The 21,375-nt window shown below is 45.6% G+C and carries 21 protein-coding genes; 17 read left to right on the forward strand and 4 right to left on the reverse strand.

Annotation, left to right across the window (positions count from 1 at the left end; all coding sequences use genetic code 11):
* Nucleotides 1-20: 20 nt before the first annotated feature.
* From HW45_RS23155 to HW45_RS23170, 4 genes are all read right to left on the reverse strand, one after another.
* Nucleotides 21-755: an ATP-dependent zinc protease family protein gene (locus HW45_RS23155; protein WP_038230100.1), complete on the reverse strand. Its 735-nt coding sequence runs from the start codon at nucleotides 753-755 to the stop codon at nucleotides 21-23.
* 158 nt (nucleotides 756-913) lie between these two features.
* Nucleotides 914-1,891 (reverse strand): tRNA 5-methoxyuridine(34)/uridine 5-oxyacetic acid(34) synthase CmoB, encoded by a 978-nt coding sequence (cmoB, locus tag HW45_RS23160; RefSeq protein ID WP_038230101.1) that lies wholly within the window; start codon nucleotides 1,889-1,891, stop codon nucleotides 914-916.
* 68 nt (nucleotides 1,892-1,959) lie between these two features.
* Nucleotides 1,960-2,688, reverse strand: coding sequence for a carboxy-S-adenosyl-L-methionine synthase CmoA (gene cmoA, locus HW45_RS23165; protein WP_038230180.1), 729 nt, complete (start codon nucleotides 2,686-2,688; stop codon nucleotides 1,960-1,962).
* 183 nt (nucleotides 2,689-2,871) lie between these two features.
* Nucleotides 2,872-3,753 carry a DUF72 domain-containing protein gene (locus HW45_RS23170; protein ID WP_038230103.1) on the reverse strand — a complete coding sequence of 294 codons (882 nt, stop codon included), beginning with the start codon at nucleotides 3,751-3,753 and terminating at the stop codon, nucleotides 2,872-2,874.
* Between the two features lie 287 nt (nucleotides 3,754-4,040).
* Here HW45_RS23170 and aspS point away from each other — a divergent pair, with 287 nt between their 5' ends.
* From aspS to ybgF, 17 genes are all read left to right on the forward strand, one after another.
* Nucleotides 4,041-5,819 carry an aspartate--tRNA ligase gene (aspS, locus tag HW45_RS23175; RefSeq protein WP_038230105.1) on the forward strand — a complete coding sequence of 593 codons (1,779 nt, stop codon included), beginning with the start codon at nucleotides 4,041-4,043 and terminating at the stop codon, nucleotides 5,817-5,819.
* A 262-nt stretch (nucleotides 5,820-6,081) separates the two neighbouring features.
* The gene (locus HW45_RS23180) at nucleotides 6,082-6,828 is read left to right on the forward strand and encodes a YebC/PmpR family DNA-binding transcriptional regulator (RefSeq protein ID WP_038230107.1); all 747 of its coding nucleotides are present in this window, start codon (nucleotides 6,082-6,084) and stop codon (nucleotides 6,826-6,828) included.
* Nucleotides 6,829-6,841: 13 nt separating this feature from the next.
* Complete coding sequence (gene ruvC / locus HW45_RS23185) at nucleotides 6,842-7,363, forward strand: crossover junction endodeoxyribonuclease RuvC (RefSeq protein ID WP_006075042.1); 522 nt, start codon at nucleotides 6,842-6,844, stop codon at nucleotides 7,361-7,363.
* Between the two features lie 203 nt (nucleotides 7,364-7,566).
* Nucleotides 7,567-8,994 carry a methyl-accepting chemotaxis protein gene (locus HW45_RS23190; protein WP_051868306.1) on the forward strand — a complete coding sequence of 476 codons (1,428 nt, stop codon included), beginning with the start codon at nucleotides 7,567-7,569 and terminating at the stop codon, nucleotides 8,992-8,994.
* 80 nt (nucleotides 8,995-9,074) lie between these two features.
* Nucleotides 9,075-9,692 carry a Holliday junction branch migration protein RuvA gene (gene ruvA, locus HW45_RS23195; RefSeq protein ID WP_006075044.1) on the forward strand — a complete coding sequence of 206 codons (618 nt, stop codon included), beginning with the start codon at nucleotides 9,075-9,077 and terminating at the stop codon, nucleotides 9,690-9,692.
* Nucleotides 9,693-9,757: 65 nt separating this feature from the next.
* Complete coding sequence (ruvB, locus tag HW45_RS23200) at nucleotides 9,758-10,765, forward strand: Holliday junction branch migration DNA helicase RuvB (RefSeq protein ID WP_006075045.1); 1,008 nt, start codon at nucleotides 9,758-9,760, stop codon at nucleotides 10,763-10,765.
* Nucleotides 10,766-11,289: 524 nt separating this feature from the next.
* Nucleotides 11,290-12,876: a cytochrome ubiquinol oxidase subunit I gene (gene cydA / locus HW45_RS23205; RefSeq protein WP_038230109.1), complete on the forward strand. Its 1,587-nt coding sequence runs from the start codon at nucleotides 11,290-11,292 to the stop codon at nucleotides 12,874-12,876.
* Between the two features lie 15 nt (nucleotides 12,877-12,891).
* Nucleotides 12,892-14,028: a cytochrome d ubiquinol oxidase subunit II gene (gene cydB, locus HW45_RS23210; protein WP_031495488.1), complete on the forward strand. Its 1,137-nt coding sequence runs from the start codon at nucleotides 12,892-12,894 to the stop codon at nucleotides 14,026-14,028.
* 12 nt (nucleotides 14,029-14,040) lie between these two features.
* On the forward strand, nucleotides 14,041-14,148 hold the full coding sequence (gene cydX, locus HW45_RS29075; protein WP_006075291.1) for a cytochrome bd-I oxidase subunit CydX: 108 nt from the start codon (nucleotides 14,041-14,043) through the stop codon (nucleotides 14,146-14,148).
* Nucleotides 14,141-14,443 (forward strand): cyd operon protein YbgE, encoded by a 303-nt coding sequence (gene ybgE / locus HW45_RS23220; RefSeq protein ID WP_006075292.1) that lies wholly within the window; start codon nucleotides 14,141-14,143, stop codon nucleotides 14,441-14,443. Before cydX ends, ybgE begins: the two co-directional genes overlap by 8 nt.
* Nucleotides 14,444-14,626: 183 nt before the next feature.
* Nucleotides 14,627-15,040 (forward strand): tol-pal system-associated acyl-CoA thioesterase, encoded by a 414-nt coding sequence (ybgC, locus tag HW45_RS23225; RefSeq protein ID WP_038230111.1) that lies wholly within the window; start codon nucleotides 14,627-14,629, stop codon nucleotides 15,038-15,040.
* The gene (tolQ, locus tag HW45_RS23230; protein WP_006075294.1) at nucleotides 15,037-15,723 is read left to right on the forward strand and encodes a protein TolQ; all 687 of its coding nucleotides are present in this window, start codon (nucleotides 15,037-15,039) and stop codon (nucleotides 15,721-15,723) included. Before ybgC ends, tolQ begins: the two co-directional genes overlap by 4 nt.
* Nucleotides 15,723-16,166: an ExbD/TolR family protein gene (locus HW45_RS23235; protein ID WP_038230113.1), complete on the forward strand. Its 444-nt coding sequence runs from the start codon at nucleotides 15,723-15,725 to the stop codon at nucleotides 16,164-16,166. Before tolQ ends, HW45_RS23235 begins: the two co-directional genes overlap by 1 nt.
* A 13-nt stretch (nucleotides 16,167-16,179) precedes the next feature.
* Nucleotides 16,180-17,202 carry a cell envelope integrity protein TolA gene (tolA, locus tag HW45_RS23240; protein ID WP_038230115.1) on the forward strand — a complete coding sequence of 341 codons (1,023 nt, stop codon included), beginning with the start codon at nucleotides 16,180-16,182 and terminating at the stop codon, nucleotides 17,200-17,202.
* Nucleotides 17,203-17,239: 37 nt separating this feature from the next.
* Nucleotides 17,240-18,568 carry a Tol-Pal system beta propeller repeat protein TolB gene (gene tolB, locus HW45_RS23245; RefSeq protein WP_443083047.1) on the forward strand — a complete coding sequence of 443 codons (1,329 nt, stop codon included), beginning with the start codon at nucleotides 17,240-17,242 and terminating at the stop codon, nucleotides 18,566-18,568.
* A gap of 30 nt (nucleotides 18,569-18,598) precedes the next feature.
* Nucleotides 18,599-19,123: a peptidoglycan-associated lipoprotein Pal gene (pal, locus tag HW45_RS23250; protein ID WP_006075298.1), complete on the forward strand. Its 525-nt coding sequence runs from the start codon at nucleotides 18,599-18,601 to the stop codon at nucleotides 19,121-19,123.
* An 84-nt stretch (nucleotides 19,124-19,207) separates the two neighbouring features.
* Nucleotides 19,208-19,996 carry a tol-pal system protein YbgF gene (gene ybgF, locus HW45_RS23255; RefSeq protein ID WP_006075299.1) on the forward strand — a complete coding sequence of 263 codons (789 nt, stop codon included), beginning with the start codon at nucleotides 19,208-19,210 and terminating at the stop codon, nucleotides 19,994-19,996.
* Nucleotides 19,997-21,375: the final 1,379 nt, after the last annotated feature.

Below are 21,375 nucleotides of genomic sequence, written 5' to 3' on the forward strand. Positions count from 1 at the left end.
AAGTGTTATTCAAAAGAGATTTATTTGTTAGATGAAAGTATATATTGCTGACTTACATCCACTAAAGCAATATCTTTGATAAATTCTCTTCCCAGTAGTATAGGGTGGGTCATTTGCGAGCGATCCGCCAGTGTAAATTGCGCTTTTTCATGGATTTTTCCTACACGGATCCACAATTCAACTACAGCTCTGCGCTCCATTTCATCGCTGGTAGATTGGCGTATTTTAACGTATCGGAGGACAGGGGCTTCAATCCAACGTTTTTCCTGCTCTTTGACTTTGTCATTAACGAGATGGAATTTCACCCATTGCTTTCCATCTCTCTCAAATGCTTGAATATCACCGGCATTTAATGAAGATGTGGCTGCACCTGTGTCGACACGTGCATCGAAGGTTTGTTTTAAAACATCGAGTTTTACTTTTTCAACAGAGCCCAAAATGACAGGGTTAGAAATTGAAGGTACGGCGACAATAGCAGGTAGAGGCTTAGACTCATCGATTTTTTCTAATCCTGCCGCTTGATTACTTTCAAGTACTTTTACTTGCTCGGTAAGTGCGATGATTTCAGATTCCAAACTATCAATGTAGTCGGTTTGGTTGCTTAACTGCAGGTCGATATTGGTGAGTCTATTCTCGAGACGCTGCTCAGATTTTTCGATTGCAGTGAGTGTACTTTGGTGAAGTTCTTGGTGATTAATAGTGGAACAGCCGGAAAGTAAACCGATGGCGACAAGTGGTGCCAAGCGTTTGTACATCTTAAACCCTAAAACAGTAAATAATGGAACAGGAAGTGGTATGGATTTTAGCTGATCAATAAGGGAGTTTGATACTCCCTATTGTCAGAGCTCCGTTAGAGTTATAAACGTCATGTCAAAACTCGATAAAGTGAGACGTATACAACACTTACGATTGATTAATTGCTTGGATTATCAGCAATTAAGATAGCGCGACGAGGAGCAGGGTAGCCCTCGACAGTTTTGCTAGGATCGTTCTGATCTAGATATTCAGGTAACGAGTTATGTGTCATCCATTCAGTGGTTCGTTGCTCACCGATTGTCGTCACGTTCTCATCAACGATACGTACATTTTCAAAGCCAACTTTCTCGAGCCAAACTTTCAGTGCACGTGCTGATGGGAAAAAGTAAACATTGCGCATTTGAGCGTAGCGATCGTGCGGTACTAGGACTGCATTCTCATCACCTTCAATCACCAAGGTTTCTAAAATCAGCTCGCCACCCGGTACCAACTGGTTCTTTAGTTGAATAAGATGATCGAGCGGCGAACGGCGGTGATATAACACACCCATGCTGAATACCGTATCAAACGCTTGCAGTTCAGGAAGCTGTTCAATACCCAATGGCAGTAAATGAGCGCGTTGGTCGTTGCCCATCATTTTGCGAATCGCTTCAAATTGAACCAAGAATAGGTGTGATGGGTCAATGCCCACGCATAGACGTGCACCTTCACCTAGCATGCGCCACATGTGATAGCCGTTACCACAGCCGACATCCAGCACAGAGCGATTCTTTAACGGTGAGATATGTGGAAGCACGCGATCCCATTTCCAATCAGAGCGCCACTCAGTATCAATATGAATGTCATGAACATGGTACGGCCCCTTACGCCAAGGGTGGAAAGTACGCAGTAAGCTCTCGAGCTTTCTCATTTCGCCAGTGGGCAGTGGCTCAGAGTTTGAAATAGTTACACTGTCTTTCAGCTCTACGTTATCAGGCTGACCCACATCAATCTTTGCTAGGGCTCTTAACCAACGATCAAAATCGCCATGCTGAGCGTTTTGCCAGTCAGTCAGCTGCTGAGGCAACACATTAAGCCATGGCTGTAGGCGTGTATCTTGAGCAATAAGTTGGTAGAAGTCTGCAAAATTAAACATTGGATTCTCTAATTTTTAAACTTAGCGATATCTCGCTAATGGTATATCTAGGTAATGGTCGTAATGCGCTATTTAATAGCAAACATAGAGCCGAAGTTGAAACATTGGAACCAAACTTCACAGCTACTAAAACCGATCTCTTCAAAGCGTGCTTTGTGCATTGTAATTGAGTCTGGGCGCATGACGTTCTCAATGGCGCTACGCTTTTGGCTAATTTCTAGCTCGCTGTAGCCATTGGCGCGTTTGAAGTCATGATGCAAATCTATCAATAGTTCATTGGCGCTTTCGTCTTCGAACACATATTTCTCAGATAAGATCAAAATACCGCCTGGGCGCAAACCGGCGTAGATCTTTTCGAGAAGAGTTCGGCGATCCTCTGGAGATAAAAATTGAAGCGTAAAGTTAAGCACCACAACGGATGCATCGGTGATATCAATGTCACGAATATCAGCTTCAACGACACTAACCGGAGTATCAGAGCGGTAAGCATTCACATGAAGCTTGCAACGCTCAACCATAGCTGGAGAGTTATCGACCGCAATGATTTGGCAACCTTCTTGAGTAATGTTACGACGCATAGATAGCGTAGCAGCGCCCAAGGAACAGCCTAAGTCATAAATAGTGGAATGAGGCTTGGCAAAGCGTTCAGCCAGCATGCCAATAGCAGAAATAATATTGCTGTAACCCGGCACACTGCGTTGAATCATATCAGGGAAGACTTCCGCTACGCGTTCGTCGAAGGTAAAGTCACCAATTTTGTCGATAGGTGCAGAGAATATCGTATCTTTGTTCTGCATATCATTGTTCCCCATGCGGTCTCACTCAGTCCTAAACTTGGTTCAGCGCTTTGCTAAGTACAAGTTCAGAGGCAATAAAAAAGGCGCGCATTTTACGTTATTCATCAAGAAAAGTCATCCCACGTAGCTATATCGCAACTTGTGTTAGGTCAAATCAGTGAGAGATAGACACACAGTAATGAATTAGAACATGGAAATTTGATGGTCGTCGCGCAATGCTGGAATTGCGTTGAGTGGGGAAAGCGTTGTTTGTAGCGTCGCCATATGCTGGCTTAGCACTTCATAAAGCTTAATGGCAAGCTCAGGCGCTTCGACATTGTCAGGAGTATGAATCATAACGTAAGGCTGCTTACCTTGTTGAACCCACTCGGCAAGTTTGTTTTCCCAAGGCTTAAAGAAGCGAAGATTTTGTTCCATATCGGGGTGACCAATAAAGCGAATCATTGGATGTTCTGCGGTTGCGATAGCATGAACAGGTACTTTTGGTTTCTTTTCATGAGCATCTATGACGGCAGGGGTATCCGGCTTGGCCGCGAAAACAGGACGACTATCCATAATAATGCGGTCGATATTTTGCTCCATTAACCATTGGTTAAACCGTCTTTCGTCATCAGATTTATTGAAAAATTCCAAATGGCGAACCTCAACCCCCAACGGCATGTCGCTAGGGAACCACTGGCAAAAAGATTGCAGTGATGCGAGGTGTTCGGGGGCAAAACTGCTCGGAAGCTGAATCGTCCACATACCAATTTTCGAGTGCAGCGGTTCCATAACTTTGAGGAAGTTGTTTAGTTCTGCTCGGCATTGAGTGAGCATTTGCTCGTGGGTGATCTGTTTTGGAAGCTTAAAGGTAAACCGGAAATCGTCAGGAGTCGCACGATTCCAGCTATCGACAGTAGAACTATTCGGTGTAGCGTAAAAGGTGGTATTGCCTTCCACAGTATGAAAAACAGATGCATAACGCTCCAAGCGCTCATTTGGCTTGGTACCTTTACCATAGAATGAGTGCTGCCAATCACTGTGTGACCACATGGTTAAACCCAATCTTAACTTAAGCTCGCTCATCATCTTCCCTTGCTTTCGCTTTCATCTATGGCATCTCGTGTATTGACTGTAATGTTCTGGCTTAGATCGTATCAACAGGATTTGTTGATATTTTATCCATTTCAAGAGTTCTAGTGCCGCAACTGGCAATTAAACACAACAATTCTGTCAAATTAGGTCGATTTTAGACGATTTTCCGAGTATAAATGAACCTTTGATTTTATGGGTGTAATGTAAGTTGGCTAGATAATAGTCACTCGCCCATACTATACGTTTCATTATCACTATTGGAAATTGGGAAATTCACTATGCGTAGCCATTACTGTGGTCACCTGAACAAGTCCCTTGCAGGACAAACTGTAGAACTGTGCGGCTGGGTAAACCGTCGCCGAGATTTAGGCGGTCTTATCTTTATCGATATGCGAGATCGTGAAGGTATCGTTCAGGTAGTTGTTGATCCAGACATGGCTGATGCTTACGAAGTGGCAAACCAACTTCGCAACGAATTCTGCATCAAGCTGACTGGTGAAGTTCGTGTTCGTCCAGAAAGCCAAGTTAACAAAGACATGGCAACTGGCGAAGTTGAAATCTTGGCAACTGGCCTTGAAATTATCAACCGCAGTGATGTATTGCCACTAGACTTCAACCAAACCAATACTGAAGAGCAGCGCCTTAAGTATCGTTACATCGATCTTCGTCGTCCAGAAATGAGCGATCGTATTAAGCTGCGCGCTAAGGCATCAAGCTTTGTTCGTCGTTTCCTTGACGACAATGGCTTCCTAGACATCGAAACACCAGTACTAACTAAAGCGACACCAGAAGGTGCACGTGACTACTTAGTGCCTAGCCGTGTTCATAAAGGTTCGTTCTACGCACTACCTCAATCACCACAGCTATTTAAGCAGCTGCTGATGATGTCTGGTTTCGACCGTTACTACCAAATCGTTAAGTGCTTCCGTGATGAAGACTTGCGTGCTGACCGTCAGCCTGAATTTACTCAAATCGATATCGAAACTTCTTTTATGTCTGCGGATCAAGTTCGTGAAGTGACAGAAAAAATGGTTCGCGATATGTGGCAAGAGCTATTGAACGTAGACTTAGGTCAGTTCCCAGTTATGCCTTTCTCTGAAGCGATTCGTCGTTTTGGTTCAGATAAGCCAGATCTACGTAACCCGCTTGAGTTAGTAGACGTTGCTGATCTAGTAAAAGACGTTGAATTCAAAGTGTTCTCAGGCCCAGCTAACGACGAAAAAGGTCGCGTAGCGGTTATCCGTGTACCAGGCGGTGCTTCTCTAACTCGTAAGCAAATTGATGGTTACGCAGAGTACGTTGGTATTTACGGCGCGAAAGGTCTTGCGTGGATGAAGGTTAACGACCGTGCCGCAGGTATGGAAGGTCTCCAGTCTCCAGTAGCGAAGTTCCTAAACGAAGAAGTGATCAACGGTATTCTTGAGCGCACTGAAGCTGAGTCTGGCGACATCATCCTATTTGGTGCAGACAAAGCGAACACGGTTGCTGAAGCAATGGGCGCACTTCGTCTTAAGATTGGTAAGGATCTTGAGCTTACTGATGAGTCTAAGTGGGCACCACTTTGGGTTGTTGATTTCCCAATGTTCGAAGAAGATGACGAGGGTAACCTGCACGCGATGCACCACCCATTTACGTCTCCTCTAGGCATGACTGCGGAAGAGCTAAAAGCGAAACCAGCGGCAGCAAACTCAAACGCGTATGACATGGTTCTAAACGGCTATGAAGTAGGTGGTGGTTCTGTTCGTATCCATAACGCAGAAATGCAAGCAGCAGTATTCGAGATCCTTGGTATCGATGCAGAAGAGCAACGTGAGAAGTTTGGTTTCCTACTAGATGCACTTAAGTTTGGTACACCACCACACGCAGGCCTTGCATTCGGTCTTGACCGTCTCGTGATGCTACTTTGCGGTAAGGAAAACATCCGTGACGTAATCGCATTCCCGAAAACAACCGCGGCAGCGTGTCTACTTACAGATGCACCAAGTGCAGCAAACCCAGCAGCACTTGAAGAGCTAGCGATTGCTGTGACGGCGGCGAAAGAGAAGAAAGACTCTTAAGGTACGACGTGGTTTTTTAGTTAGGTCGCATGTCTTGGGTAGATTCCTGCCTGCGCAGGAATGACACATCAACCTTTGGTGTGCTCAAGCTATCGTCATCCCTGCATAGGCAGGGATCTTCAAACCGCGAGCACCAAAACTAAAACCCAAGATCACAACATACCCAAAACTCCCGCAACAGCGGGAGTTTTTGTTTCCAAAATCTGTATAGTTATACCAACATAAAAAGTAATCCAACTTCATAGAACTCAAAGGATTTGTTATGGCAGGTCATAGTAAATGGGCGAATATTCGTCACCGTAAAGCAGCGCAAGATGCCAAGCGCGGCAAAATCTTCACTAAATTGATTCGCGAAATTGTCGTTGCCGCTAAAGAAGGTGGTGGTGAACCTGAAAACAACCCTCGTCTTCGTGCCGCTATTGATAAAGCACTCTCCAACAATATGACTCGTGATACGGTAAATCGTGCCGTGAGTCGTGGTGCTGGTGGGGAAGGCGATGACAACATGGAAACGGTCATCTACGAGGGTTACGGTCCCGGTGGAACGGCAGTCATGGTGGAATGCATGACCGACAATCGTAATCGAACCGTATCTGGCGTACGCCACGCATTTTCTAAAGCAGGGGGCAACCTTGGTACTGACGGGAGTGTGAACTACCTATTCGATAAAAAGGGCGTCATCTCTTATGCTCCAGGTCTGGATGAAGACGAAGTGATGGAGGTCGCACTAGAAGGTGGTGCTGATGATATTGAAACCGGAGACGATGGCGCTATTGATGTTTACACCACACCTGCTGACTTTGGTGCAGTGAAAGATGCGCTAGATGGCGCTGGGTACCAAGCCGCCAATGCAGAAGTGACACTTGTGCCGTCAACCAAAGCGGAGCTTGATGAGACGACGGCACCAAAATTACTGCGCTTGATTGACGCACTGGAAGACCTTGACGATGTGCAAGAGGTCTATCACAACGGTGATATCTCTGACGAAGTCGCAGCAAGCCTTGAGTAATTAACGAGAAATCATGTCAATAATACTAGGAATCGACCCTGGCTCACGTATCACCGGATATGGTGTAATTCGTCAGCAGGGTCGCCATTTGCAATACCTCGGTAGCGGGTGTATCCGTACATCAGAAGCAGAGTTACCGGGCAGACTCAAACAAATCTACGCAGGTGTGAGTGAGATCATTACTCAATTTCAGCCAGACGTGTTTGCTATTGAACAGGTGTTTATGGCTAAAAACGCTGATTCAGCGCTTAAGTTAGGACAAGCCAGAGGCAGCGCAATTGTTGCCGCGGTGAATAATGACTTGCCTGTCTACGAATACGCAGCACGCTTAATCAAGCAAGCGGTAGTGGGCACGGGTGGAGCAGATAAAGCACAGGTTCAGCACATGGTTATGGCAATGCTGAAATTGCCGTCCAAACCTCAAGCTGATGCGGCTGACGCCTTAGGTGTTGCAATCTGTCATGCAAACACCAACAAAACACTTGTTGCTTTAGCGGGTAAAGCAACAGGCGCAAAAAAAGGGCGTTATCGCTAATTAAATTAATCGCATGAAGCCATTAAGGAAGCGTGGCGATATAAACGCCATACCGATAATTTTAACGATAGCCAGTCCACACTTTTAGAGCTTTTCGCCTAATTCGCCTTGTTAATTATTTGTTAACTTCCTAATATTGGTCCGATGAGTCAATTCAAAGGACCAAATGTCCGAATAATCAAATAACAAGGAACTCCAACGGCATGTGGCATTATTTTATCAATAATTCGGATAGCCTTTCTCGTAACACCCTTCGTAAAGCGGAAATCACCGCGGTCTTCTCAGTTGTGGCTTTGGTGGTTGGTTTATACAGCGCGATTAAGTGGCAATCCAATGGTCATGCGTCTCTATTTCTCACCTCTATCGCGTTGATCTTGGTCGAAGTTATTGCTTTAGCAGTGCTTCGTTTTAGTAAGATGATCACACCTGCACTGAATATCGGTTTCTTTGGTATGGTGTTGCATGCGGTGAATATTATTTTCCAAAGCGGTGGCATCGTTGATTCGACGCAGGCGTTCTGGGCCCCGCTGTTGATCGTAGCCTTCTATCTTTCCGCATCTCGTATTATGGCATTAACGTGGAGCGTCGGGATTCTAGCGGTATCCGCTGTGATGACCTATTTGCATACTTCCGGCTATCAGTTCCCAACGATTAACTTGTCGGCATCTAAGCAGAATATAGAGATTTGGTCTGGCATGTTACTGCCGCTCTTTGTCATTTGCTTCGCACAAAACTTCACTTCAAAACAGAAAGAAAGTGCGATTTCACGCGCTGAAAAAGCGCAAAAAGAGAGTGCGTTACAAGCAGAAAAAGCCTCAGAAGGAGAGAAGAAACTCGATAGCATGCTACTCGCTGTTAACGAAAGTGTTCAAGAGTTAGATGAAGTGATTCATCAAGTGAACACGCAATCCACACAGCTGACAAGTAACGTACAGTCACTGAGCCTTAACAGCGCTTCTCAAGCCAGTGCCGCAGAGGAAATGAGTCAGCAATTGGAACAGTTGTCGTCGTTCACCCAAGAGTCGGTGAACTTTATGGAGCAAGTGATTACCCAAACCGATTCAATAAAGCAGCAAGCAGAGAGCAGCTCGGAAATGCTGAATGCTTCGACGCAAGCCATCACCAATATCGATAACAGTAATCAGAAAGTGGTGTCGGTTATTGAGCTGATTACTTCCGTGGCAGAACAAACCAACTTGCTTGCGTTAAACGCTGCTATTGAAGCCGCAAGGGCAGGTGAACACGGTCGTGGCTTCGCCGTCGTTGCTGAGCAGGTCAGAGAACTGTCGTCTAAAACTAGCAATTCAGTGGATGAGATTCGCACTCTTATCAACAACAGTCAGCAAGAAATCAACTCCGGACAAAAAACCATTCAAACCACAGTCTCTGAGTTGAGTATGATGATAGAACAGGTGCAAACCATCTCTTCAGAAATTACCGAGCTCAGTGAGTTGGTCACTCAGCAGAATTTAGCCATTGGCGAATTAGACCAAGCAAGCAGTGATGTGGCGGAGTCTGTTGTCGGCAGTAAAGCGATTGCCGAAGACATTCAGACGATTAGTGATCAGCTTGGTCAGCAAATCCATGAGGGCACAGAACTCTCCGAGCGCCTACGCTCTGTCATGCCTTAAATTTTACTTAGAATAACTGGATACCTATCCAGTTATTCTATATCCTAAGCCCTATTGCAACTAACATGAGACATTGAACTGTGATAGGACGATTACGTGGAACTCTAATCGAAAAGCAACCGCCAGAACTGTTAATTGAAGTGGGCGGCGTTGGCTACGAAATTCAAATGCCGATGAGCTGTTTCTACGAACTACCTGAAATTGGCCAAGAGGCGATCATTTACACTCACTTTGTAGTACGTGAAGATGCGCAATTACTTTATGGCTTTAATACCGTCCGTGAACGTGCACTGTTCAGAGAGGTCATCAAAGCCAATGGTGTTGGTCCAAAACTTGGTCTTGGTATCCTATCCGGCATGTCGGCTACTCAGTTTGTTGCGTGTGTAGAGCGTGAAGACATTTCTACTCTGGTTAAGCTACCTGGTGTCGGCAAAAAGACAGCTGAGCGTCTAGTTGTTGAAATGAAAGATCGTTTGAAAGGTTGGGGTGCGGGTGACTTGTTTACGCCTGCGACTGACGCTGCACCAGTTGATAGTGTTGGTGCTATGAATGCTGACAACGCGGAAGAAGAAGCGGTCAGTGCACTGCTTGCGTTGGGCTATAAACCTACTCAGGCATCAAAAGTAGTTTCTCAAGTTGCGAAACCAGATATGACCAGCGAAGCGCTGATTCGTGAAGCACTGCGTGCTATGGTTTAAGTAGTGGGAATTCAAATCTCACCTTTATTAAATAAGCTGAATGAATAGCAAAGAGACAGCGTGACATGATTGAAGCCGATCGCTTAATAGCGCCTGAAAATCCTGTTTTCAAAGATGAGGACGTGATTGACCGAGCAATACGTCCTAAAAAACTGGCCGATTATGAAGGCCAAGAGCATGTTAGTGACCAGATGGAAATTTTCATCAAAGCGGCACAACTGCGTAATGAGGCGCTTGATCACCTGTTGATATTTGGTCCTCCGGGTCTGGGTAAGACAACCTTAGCCAATATCGTCGCCAATGAAATGGAAGTGAACATTCGCACCACGTCCGGTCCGGTGCTTGAGAAAGCAGGGGACTTGGCTGCGCTGTTGACCAACCTCGAAGAAAATGACGTCTTGTTCATTGACGAGATTCACCGTCTAAGTCCAATGGTTGAAGAAGTTTTGTATCCCGCGATGGAAGACTACCAACTGGATATCATGATTGGCGAGGGTCCTGCTGCACGCTCTATTAAGATTGATTTGCCTCCGTTCACTTTGATTGGCGCGACAACCAGAGCAGGTTCATTAACTTCACCACTTCGCGACCGTTTCGGTATTGTTCAGCGCTTGGAATATTACAAAATTGCTGATCTGCAAAAGATCGTGCAACGCAGCGCGTCTTGCCTTGGCTTGTCAATGGAACCAGAGGGCGCGTTGGAGATTGCTCGTCGTGCTCGTGGTACACCTCGTATTGCCAACCGTCTACTACGTCGCGTTCGAGATTATGCGGAAGTGAAAGGCAATGGACATATTTGTGCAGACATCGCAGACAAAGCACTGAACATGCTTGATGTCGACCATCAAGGTTTTGACTACATGGATAGAAAGCTTTTGCTAGCAATTATGGAGAAGTTCGCAGGTGGTCCTGTAGGCCTCGATAACCTAGCTGCAGCCATTGGTGAAGAGAAAGACACCATCGAAGATGTGATTGAGCCGTATTTGATACAGCAAGGCTATTTGCAACGTACACCACGTGGTCGTATCGCGTCTGACCGAGCTTATTTACACTTCGGTATCGACAAACATTGATAATTGTCAGATTTCATCCAAATAGTTCCTTTTTGTGAATAATTATTAAGCCGCATTATTGTAAATTTATATTGCAAATATGCGGCTTTGTTTTATTTGCCATACCTATGGTTTTGTGTGATTTGAAGTCCAATTTTGTTTCATATAGCTAACACTTCACGCTATAATCCCTTGCTACTAAAGGGGTATTCCCAATTCTTCCTTCCCTTCACACTTCCCTTAATTTGCTTACATAAATTCATTGAAATTGATCTGCATCAATGTGATTAAAGATCGTACAATCAACTCTTTGTGTTTATTGATGTAAATCAAAGCAACTCTACAAATAAACCTTTTGAAACCGACTCAATTTACCAGTAATATTAGCGCCAGCTATATTAGCGCAAGCTTAACAATTAACTAACCATTGAGGTACATTTTTGCAACAAGGATGATGATTTGCTCAACAAGTTTAATGTCTATTAAACAAAGTCCTTGAAGCTAAATGTAGAAAGTGTCGTTCAGCTGACACAAAAGGAGTTACCATGATAGACGTTGTTGATCTGTCGAGACTGCAATTTGCACTCACGGCAATGTATCACTTCTTGTTCGTTCCATTGACTCTCGGTATGGCATTCCTGCTAGCCATCATGGAGTCCCTCTACGTAATGACCAATAAGCAAATCTACAAGGACATGACAAAGTTCTGGGGTAAGCTATTTGGTATTAACTTCGCTCTAGGTGTTGCCACCGGTCTTACTATGGAATTCCAGTTTGGTACCAACTGGTCTTACTATTCCCATTATGTTGGCGACATATTCGGTGCCCCGCTTGCTATCGAAGCCCTCGTAGCCTTCTTCCTCGAATCCACTTTTGTCGGACTTTTCTTCTTCGGATGGGATAGGCTCTCAAAACGTCAGCACTTAGCCGTTACATGGTTAGTTGCACTTGGTTCGAACTTCTCTGCACTCTGGATCCTTGTTGCGAACGGTTGGATGCAACACCCAGTAGGCGCTGAGTTCAACTTTGAAACCATGCGTATGGAAATGGTGAGCTTTGCTGAGGTAGTACTCAACCCAGTAGCTCAGGTTAAGTTTGTTCACACAGTAGCATCAGGCTATACAACGGGTGCAATGTTCATCCTAGGTATCAGCTCTTACTACCTACTTAAAGGTCGTGATGTTGCATTTGCTCGTCGTTCGTTTGCTATCGCAGCCTCGTTCGGTATGGCATCTATCCTATCGGTAATCGTACTTGGTGATGAATCAGGTTACGAGCTGGGTGATGTTCAAAAAGTGAAACTCGCAGCTATTGAAGCAGAGTGGCACACTGAGCCAGCACCAGCAGCATTTACTCTGTTTGGCTTACCAAACCAAGAAGAAATGCACACCGACTTCGCGGTTAAGATCCCATATGTAATGGGTATTATCGCAACGCGTTCTCTAGATACTCCAGTAACTGGTCTTCGTGACCTACGAGAAGAGCACGTCGATCGTATTCGTAACGGTATGTATGCGTACGAGCTGCTAGAAAAACTTCGTGCAGGTGACCGCAGCGAAGCTAACGTTGCCGCGTTTGATGAAGTGAAAGATGACCTAGGTTACGGTCTACTACTTAAACGCTACACAGACAAAGTTGTTGATGCGACTGAAGACCAAATCCAAGCAGCAGCGGATGACTCTATCCCTAAAGTTTGGCCACTATTCTGGTCATTCCGTATCATGGTTGCCTGTGGCTTTATCATGCTATTCGTATTCGGCGCAGCGTTTGTACAAACATGTCGTCAAAAAATCGAACAGAAGAGATGGATTCTCAAAGCAACGCTATTCAGTATCCCACTACCTTGGATCGCTATCGAGGCAGGTTGGTTTGTTGCTGAATACGGACGTCAACCGTGGGCTGTTGGTGAAATTCTACCGACTCACGTAGCCGCGTCAGCGTTAACGGTAGGCCAGTTATGGTCTTCACTGTTCGCAATCATCGCCCTCTATACTGTGTTCCTAATTGCTGAAGTTTACTTGATGGTGAAATTCGCACGTAAAGGTCCAAGTAGCTTGAAGACTGGTCGTTACCATTTCGAACAAAATGACGAAACGGTAGAGAACAAAGTTAGTCGCCAAGTAGAAGCGTAAGCAAGGAGAAAAAGAATGTTTGATTACGAAGTCTTACGACTCATCTGGTGGATTCTGATCGGCGTACTATTGGCTGGTTTCGCAATCACCGATGGATTTGATATGGGGGTAGGTGCTCTAGTGCCTATCCTAGGTAAAACGGACAGCCAACGCCGTGTAATGATCAACTCGATTGCCCCTCACTGGGATGGTAACCAAGTATGGTTGATCACTGCTGGTGGTGCGTTATTCGCTGCATGGCCACTTGTTTATGCAACGTCGTTCTCCGGTTTCTACTTTGCAATGATTGTGACGCTAGCAGCGCTATGGCTACGTCCAATCGGTTTGGACTACCGTTCAAAGCTAGAAGACACCAAATGGCGTAACGTTTGGGATATCGCTATTTCAATCAGTGGTTTTGTTCCACCAATCATCTTTGGTGTGGCGTTTGGTAACTTGCTACAAGGTGTACCGTTCCAACTGAGTGAATTCATGATGCCAACGTATCATGGTTCGTTCTTTGGTCTACTAAACCCATTTGCGCTACTTTGCGGTCTAGTAAGCTTGTTCATGATCTTGCTACAAGGCTCAACTTGGCTACAAATGAAGACAACAGGTGATATCCATACTCGTGCTCGCAACACAGCACAGCTAATGGGCCTATTGGTTGTTGCGGCTTTCGTAGCAGCAGGTTTCTGGATTCAAAACATCGATGGCTACTCAATCGTAAGCGCAATTGACGGCAATGCAGCATCGAACCCACTTAATAAAGAAGTGGTTCGTGAAGCAGGTGCGTGGATGGCGAACTTTGAGAAGTACCCACTACTTTGGATTGCTCCAGCACTAGGTGTGGTGATGCCACTTCTAGCGGTACTGGCTTCGCGTCTAGAGAAATGTGCAGTGTCGTTCATTGCTTCTTCTCTAGCGAACGGCGGCATCATCTTTACGGCTGGTTTTGCAATGTTCCCATTCGTAATGCCAAGTAGCCTAAACCCTAACCATAGCTTGACTATGTGGGATGCGACTTCAAGTGAGTTGACTCTGAACTTAATGACAGCAGTAGCGTTCGTAATGGTTCCAGTAATTCTTAGCTACACAGCTTGGACTTACTACAAGATGTTTGGTCGTCTTGATGACAAGTTCATCGAAGAAAACAAAAATTCACTTTACTAGGGAGCATTTGATATGTGGTATTTCGCTTGGATTTTAGGTGTATTACTTGCGTGTGCATTCGGCATCATCAACGCTCTTTGGTTAGAGCACAGTGAGATGATGGACGAAGACAGTGAGTAATCTTAACCAACAGTTAGAGCAACTCCACAAACCTGTAGATAAGACGCTATTGCGCGTCTTATCTCTGATACTCGGCTTTGTTAATGTCGGTTTGTTTATGTGGAGTCCAGACCAATACGCTGACGCCATTGGTGGCTTCTCGCCATTCTTAGGATTGTTATTTGTATTGTCTGTTTGTGCCAGCATGGTGTTTGGAGTCGGATTCCGACCGAGGTTCTGGCTCTGGCAAGCGGTGTTCAGTCCGTACTTGTCACTAACTGTGTTGAGTTACTTAACGTTAATGTACGTTATCTAAAGAAAACCCGAGCTATGCTCGGGTTTTTTACCTTTTGAAACAAACAAACTTTCGAAACTGCTAATAACTTCATCAGTTGAGTGTAAATTTTGGCACTTTATTCAAAATTTTTTGTCAGCTCTTATAACAAACACAATCACTTGCGTTATATTAGAGCGCAGTATTCATTAGGAAGTTACCAGTTTGTCTCAGTTATCACCGTATTTCGAATTCCCCATCACTGTCTATTATGAAGACACCGACGCAGGCGGTGTGGTCTACCATTCGAATTATCTCAATTTCTTTGAACGCGCCAGAACCGAGTTGCTTCGTAGCAGAAACGTACACCAACGTCAGTTGCTTGACCAACAAGTAGGTTTTGTCGTACGTCATATCGATATTGATTTTATCCGCGGTGCACGGCTAGACGACCACCTCACAGTGAAGACACATATTTCTGAATTCAAACGAGCGTCATTAACATTTCAACAAGAAATTGTTGATGAGCAAAATGTGACAATTGCAAAGGCTCTCGTTAAAGTGGCATGTATCGATAATATAAAAATGAAGCCGAAGGCTATCCCTTCGACTATCTTATTGGAGTTAAAAAAACAGTGACGGCTGATATTTCGTTTGTGGACCTCATTCTAGAGGCAAGTCTACTGGTTCAATTGGTAATGTTGATTCTGCTTGGGATGTCAGTCGTATCTTGGGCGATGATCATCAAACGCAGCAAGGTGCTGAAACAGGCTACTAAAGACTCAGACGAGTTTGAAGATAAGTTCTGGTCAGGTGCTGATCTTTCACAGATCTACCAAGATGTGAAGAAAAGAAAAGACGACCTTTCTGGTACGGAAGAGATTTTCTATAGCGGCTTTACTGAGTTTTTGAGACTTCGTAAATCCAACGCTGAATCACCGGCTTTCATTATGGAAGGAACGGGGCGCTCGATGCGTGTTGCGGTTTCTCGCGAAGTAGAAGATCTAGAGACAAACCTACCATTTTTAGCAACCGTTGGTTCTATCTCTCCATATATCGGTCTCTTTGGTACCGTTTGGGGCATAATGCATGCGTTCATCGCATTGGGTGAAGTAAAGCAAGCCACACTAGCGATGGTAGCACCTGGTATCGCAGAAGCACTGATCGCAACAGCAATGGGCTTATTTGCAGCTATCCCAGCAGTAATGGCGTACAACCGACTCAGCAATAAAGTAGGCAAGTTGGAGCACAACTATGCGACCTTCTCAGAAGAGTTCCACAGTATCCTGCATAGACAAGCAATGGCGGGTAGGGAGCAGTAATGGCTGGCTACCAACCAAAGAAACGCAAGCTGACATGTGAAATCAACGTCGTTCCTTATATCGACGTTATGCTAGTTCTACTTATCATTTTTATGGTGACATCACCCTTCGTCACTCAAGGTGTGGATGTAGAACTACCAAAAACGTCCAACGCCAAGCCAGCAACAGAGCTAGCCGGTGACAGCGACGCAAGTTTTATCATTGTTGAAGTCGACCGTGATGGGAATTTTGGTTTGAGCGTTAATAACGAAGACATGCAAAGAGGCCTTAGCTTACAAGACATTATTGTTCGCGTTCGAGCTGAACTGTCGATCAATCCAAACTCGCCAGTGGCAGTAGGCGGTGATGCAGCTACCCCTTACGCAGAGGTAGTGTTGTTGTTAGATGAGTTAAGTCAGGCCGGTATTCCAAAAGTGGGCCTACTAACCGATATCAGGGAATAGTCATCGCAACGGTATGAAAAGCAATAAGAAGAATAACTCTAGCTACGGAAAGCCAATAGCGATCTCTTTGTTTGCTCACTTGATGCTGGTTGTTGCTTTATTGTGGGGGACAGACTTCACGATGAATAAAGCGGAGCCAACAGGCATGGTGCAAGCGGTGGTCATCGACCCTGCTAGAGTGCGCCAACAAGCGCAAGAGATTCGCAAGCAGCGCGAAACCGCAGCTAAAAAAGAACAAGACCGCCTTGATAAGTTACGCCGTGAAAGTGAGCAACTGGAGCGTAATCGCAAAGCGGAAGAAGAGCGCATTCGCAAGTTGAAACAGCAACAAGCGAAAGATGCTCAAGCAGCACGTGAGGCAGAGAAACGCCGCGAAGTGGAAAGGAAACGCGCTGCAAAAGCTGAAGCTGAACGTAAAGCCAAAGAAGAAGCTGTTCGTGTTGCTGAGCAACAACGAGTCGCTAAAGAAGCGGCGATAGCTAAGGCAGAGAAAGAACGTTTAGAAAAAGAACGAGCGATCAAAGAAGCACAAGAAAAAGCCCAGCGTGAGAAAGAAGCCGCTGAGCGTGCCGAAAAAGACCGTATTGCTAAAGAGAAAGCCGCCAAAGAAGCAGCAGAAAAAGCCAGAATTGAGAAGGAGCGTTTGCAGCAACTTGAGCGTGAGCGCAAGGAGCAAGAAGCCGCTCTAGATAACATTTTCTCTGGCCTTGAAAGTGAAGCAGCTCTGAATACTAGTGCGCGCTCAAAACACGTTGCATCAGAAGTACAACGTATGGGCGCCATCTACACTCAGCTGATTCAACAAAAGCTGCTTCTAGAGGACAGCTTTCGGGGAAAGCAATGTCGAGTTAACTTGAAACTGATACCTGCGGGTAACGGCGCTATCGCTGGTCAAGTTGCAGTACTCGATGGAGATAGCAGACTTTGTGCCGCGACTAAGCGTGCGATAGCTCAGGTTGGGACCTTCCCGCTTTCAAAAGAAGCGGATGTGAACCAACAACTTAAAAATATTAATCTGACCGTAGTTCCAGAGTAAAAAGGAAGACCTCGTGATTAAGCGAATACTATTAGGAATGGCATTAGTGCTGAGCTTCGCTGCTCAGACTGCAAATGCCGCTTTAGAACTTGTCATTACCGACGGTATTGATTCCGCAAGACCTATCGCTATTGTCCCATTTAAATGGGAAGGTGAGGGAAAACTTCCTCATGATGTTTCGGCCGTGATTGCATCAGACTTACAACGAAGTGGTAAGTTTAGTCCTGTAGCAACCAGTAAAATGCCGCAAACGCCATACGATGCGTCAGACATTAACTTTGAAGCGTGGACATCCATTGGTGTTGATTCGTTGCTAACGGGTACCATCGTGAAAAACGCAGAAGGTAACTACGAAGTAAGCTACCAACTGGTTGATGTGGTGCGCGGTCAATTGACTGGCGGCAAATCAAAGGCTCTAAGTGGTGATGGCCAACTGGTTCTGTCGAACGACCACGTCCTATTCAAGAAGAAAGCAACCGTTCCAGGCAATCGCCTACGTGAATATGCTCACCGCATTTCTGACCTTGTCTATGAAGAACTAACTGGTGAGCGTGGTGCATTCTTAACGCGAATCGCTTATGTCGTTGTTAATGACAAAGATCAGTACCCATATCAAATGCGTATTGCTGACTATGATGGCTATAACGAGAAGCTTGTTCTACGTTCTAAGCAGCCACTAATGTCTCCGGCTTGGTCTCCAGATGGGAAAAAACTTGCCTATGTAAGTTTCCAAAACGGGCAAGCTGAAATCTTCATCATGAACATCTACACCGGTAAGCGTGAAAAGATTACGTCATTCCCACGTCACAATGGTGCGCCAAGATTTTCTCCTGATGGCAAGACGTTAGCGTTAACACTATCAAAGACTGGGCAACTGCATGTATATACGTTAAATCTTGAAACAAGAAAACTGCGTCAAATTACTAGCGGTAGGTCAAATAATACGGAACCGTTCTGGAAACCAGACGGCAAATCCCTTATTTTTACGTCGGATAGGGGTGGTAACCCTCAGATTTATGAAGTAAATTTGTCCGACGGTAAAACCAAACGTATCACATGGCAGGGTAGACAAAACCTCGGTGGGCAGATCACCCCTGACGGTCGCTACCTCGTGATGGTAAATCGCTCGAACTCTGGATTTAATCTTGCAAAACAAGACTTAGAGACAGGTTCAGTGCAAGTCCTCACGAAAACACTGCTAGATGAGTCACCAAGCATCGCACCAAATGGTGGCATGGTGATATACAGCTCTATTTATAACAAAACTAACGTCCTTTCTATGGTCTCCATCGATGGACGATTTAAAGCTAGATTACCGGCTACAAATGGGCGTGTAAGAGCCCCAGCATGGTCACCGTTTTTATAGCAATTAAATTTTTAGGTTAAGGAAATAACAATGCAATTAAACAAAGTTTTTAAGGGGTTGCTAATCGCACTGCCAGTTCTTGCGATGACAGCATGTAGCTCAACTGATGACGCTGCGTCATCAACAGGTGCAGAAACTTCTAACCAACAACAGCAAGAAACTGTTGTTGCTACTCCAATCGATGAGAATGCACAACTTTCTGAGCAAGAGCTAAAAGAAAAAGCGCTTCGTGAAAACCAAACTATCTACTTTGCGTTCGATAACTCTACAATTGCTGGTGACTACGAAGATATGCTTGCAGCACACGCAGCATACCTAAGCAAAGACCCATCACTAAAAGTGACTATCGAAGGTCACGCTGATGAGCGCGGTACTCCTGAGTACAACATCGCACTAGGCGAGCGTCGTGCACAAGCTGTAGCTAAGTACATCCAAGCTCTTGGTGTACAAGCTGACCAAATCTCTATCGTAAGCTACGGTGAAGAGAAACCACTAGTACTAGGTCAATCTGAAGACGCGTATGCGAAAAACCGTCGCGCAGTTCTAGTTTACTAATTCAATCTGCTTAAGATTGTTGAGTCGCAGCCTTTGCGCTGCGACTCATTGTTTTAAGCCACGGCAATTGAGGTAATAACCTTTATGAACAGTAACATTAAGCGCGTTGTTACGCTTACGTTACTAGCCGGCGCAGCAAGCACAGCTTACGCGACAAAAGCACCGGTTACCGACTTGAGCGCAACATCTTCCTCGGCAACTGCTGCCTCTATTTCAGCAGCCCATGCTGCAACCAATGAAACTGACGTTCAACGTTTAGAACGCCTGCTTCAGAACCGAAACCGAGTTCAGTTGCAAATGCAGCAACAGCTCGATGAAATGACGCAAGAAATCGCAACTCTACGTGGTCAGCTAGAACGCAACAGCTACGATATGGAGCAAATGTTGCAGCGTCAAAGAGAACTATTCATTGAGATCGATAAACTTCGCTCTCAAGCAAGCACGGCCGCAGTCCCAGTTCCTGTAGCAAAAGACAGCACAGCACCTCAAGGCAAATTCAGCACAGACGCTGATGAGCAAACTGCCTATCAAAATGCTGTAGACCTTATCCTGAAAAAACGTGACTACGCCGGTGCTATCGAAGCATTCAAGCAATTCCAAAAAGACTATCCAAACTCAACCTTTATGCCGAACACGCATTACTGGTTAGGTCAGCTTTACTTTGCTAAACGCCAAGATTCAGAAGCAGAAAAGAGCTTTAAAGCGGTATTAGGCTTTAAAGAATCCAACAAACGTGCAGATGCACTAGTTAAATTGGGCGATCTAGCGAAGCGCGGCAACAAAGCAGCAGAAGCGAAAAAGTACTACGAGCAAGTAATTGCTGAGTACCCAGGTAGTTCTTCTGCAAAAGTTGCTCAGTCCAATTTGAAGTAATAATCAGACAAGTGCGTTGTCGCTTTTATAGCCGGGCGCCTGCATTGGCAGGCGTTCACCTAAAGCGATCTCAACCACCCAAAGCTCGTCATTCCTGCGCAGGCAGGAATCTACTAAAAGCGCGTTCCGTACTCGCTGTAACAAGACTCCTGCTTCCGCAGGGGTGACGCCCCAAATAACGCCTGTGTCAATTGTGGATGTAATTGCTCCGTCTTCCAGTTACATAGTATCCACACCATTCCGCTAACGATGCGCTTGCACTGGCAGGCATTTACCTAAAGCGCTACCAACCACCAAAGGCTCGTCATTCCTGCGCAGGCAGGAATCTACTCAAAGCGCGTTCAGTACTCGCTGTAACAAGACCCCTGCCTCCGCAGGGGTGACGTTTAAAGTAGCTGCTGTGCGAGTTGCGGCTGTGATTGCTTCATCTTCTAATTACATAATATCTATACCATTCCGCTAACTATGCACCTGCACTGGCAGGCATTTACCTAAAGCGCTCCCAACCACCAAAGGCTCGTCATTCCTGCGCAGGCAGGAATCTACTAAAAGCGCGTTCAGTACTCGCCGAAATAAGACCCCTGCCTCCGCAGGGGTGACGTTTAAAGTAACAGCTGTATCAGTTGTGGATGCAATTGTTCCATCTTCCAGTTACATAATGCCCACAACCCATTCCGCTAGCTATGCACCTGCACTGGCAGGCATTTACCTATAGCGCTCCCAACCACCAAGGCTCGTCATTCCTGCGCAGGCAGGAATCTACTAAAAGCGCGTTCAGTACTCGCTGAAATAAGACCCCTGCCTCCGCAGGGGTAACGTTTAAAGTAGCTGCTGTGCGAGTTGCGGCTGCAATTGCTTCATCTTCTAATTACATAGTATCTACACCATTCCGCTAACTATGCACCTGCACTGGCAGGCATTTACCTAAAGCGCTCCCAACCACCAGGGATCGTCATTCCTGCGCAGGCAGGAATCTACTCAAAGCGCGTTCAGTACTCGCTGTAACAAGACCCCTGCCTCCGCAGGGGTGACGTTTAAAGTAGCTGCTGTGCGAGTTGCGGCTGCAATTGCTTCATCTTCTTATTACATAGTATCTACACCATTTCGCTAACTATGCCCCTGCACTGGCAGGCATTTACCTAAAGCGCTCCCAACCACCAAAGGCTCGTCATTCCTGCGCAGGCAGGAATCTACTAAAAGCGCGTTCAGAACTCGCTGTAACAAGACCCCTGCCTCCGCAGGGGTGACGTTTAAAGTAACAGCTGTATCAGTTGTGGATGCAGTTGCTCCGTTTTCCAGTTTTATAGTATCCAAACCATTCCGCTAACAATGCACCTGCACTGGCAGGCATTTACCTAAAGCGCTCCCAACCACCAGGG

Source organism: Vibrio sp. ER1A (genome assembly GCF_000733315.1).
GTDB lineage: Bacteria > Pseudomonadota > Gammaproteobacteria > Enterobacterales > Vibrionaceae > Vibrio > Vibrio mediterranei.

Coding starts and splice junctions, on each gene's coding strand:
- HW45_RS23170 (WP_038230103.1), bottom strand. CDS start 3,753: ATGAGCGAGCTTAAGTTAAGATTGGGTTTAACCATGTGGTCACACAGT.
- HW45_RS23190 (WP_051868306.1), top strand. CDS start 7,567: ATGTGGCATTATTTTATCAATAATTCGGATAGCCTTTCTCGTAACACC.
- tolA (WP_038230115.1), top strand. CDS start 16,180: ATGAAAAGCAATAAGAAGAATAACTCTAGCTACGGAAAGCCAATAGCG.
- ruvB (WP_006075045.1), top strand. CDS start 9,758: ATGATTGAAGCCGATCGCTTAATAGCGCCTGAAAATCCTGTTTTCAAA.
- cmoA (WP_038230180.1), bottom strand. CDS start 2,688: ATGCAGAACAAAGATACGATATTCTCTGCACCTATCGACAAAATTGGT.
- pal (WP_006075298.1), top strand. CDS start 18,599: ATGCAATTAAACAAAGTTTTTAAGGGGTTGCTAATCGCACTGCCAGTT.
- aspS (WP_038230105.1), top strand. CDS start 4,041: ATGCGTAGCCATTACTGTGGTCACCTGAACAAGTCCCTTGCAGGACAA.
- tolB (WP_443083047.1), top strand. CDS start 17,240: ATGGCATTAGTGCTGAGCTTCGCTGCTCAGACTGCAAATGCCGCTTTA.
- cydB (WP_031495488.1), top strand. CDS start 12,892: ATGTTTGATTACGAAGTCTTACGACTCATCTGGTGGATTCTGATCGGC.
- HW45_RS23235 (WP_038230113.1), top strand. CDS start 15,723: ATGGCTGGCTACCAACCAAAGAAACGCAAGCTGACATGTGAAATCAAC.
- HW45_RS23180 (WP_038230107.1), top strand. CDS start 6,082: ATGGCAGGTCATAGTAAATGGGCGAATATTCGTCACCGTAAAGCAGCG.
- HW45_RS23155 (WP_038230100.1), bottom strand. CDS start 755: ATGTACAAACGCTTGGCACCACTTGTCGCCATCGGTTTACTTTCCGGC.
- ruvC (WP_006075042.1), top strand. CDS start 6,842: ATGTCAATAATACTAGGAATCGACCCTGGCTCACGTATCACCGGATAT.
- cydA (WP_038230109.1), top strand. CDS start 11,290: ATGATAGACGTTGTTGATCTGTCGAGACTGCAATTTGCACTCACGGCA.
- ybgF (WP_006075299.1), top strand. CDS start 19,208: ATGAACAGTAACATTAAGCGCGTTGTTACGCTTACGTTACTAGCCGGC.
- cydX (WP_006075291.1), top strand. CDS start 14,041: ATGTGGTATTTCGCTTGGATTTTAGGTGTATTACTTGCGTGTGCATTC.
- cmoB (WP_038230101.1), bottom strand. CDS start 1,891: ATGTTTAATTTTGCAGACTTCTACCAACTTATTGCTCAAGATACACGC.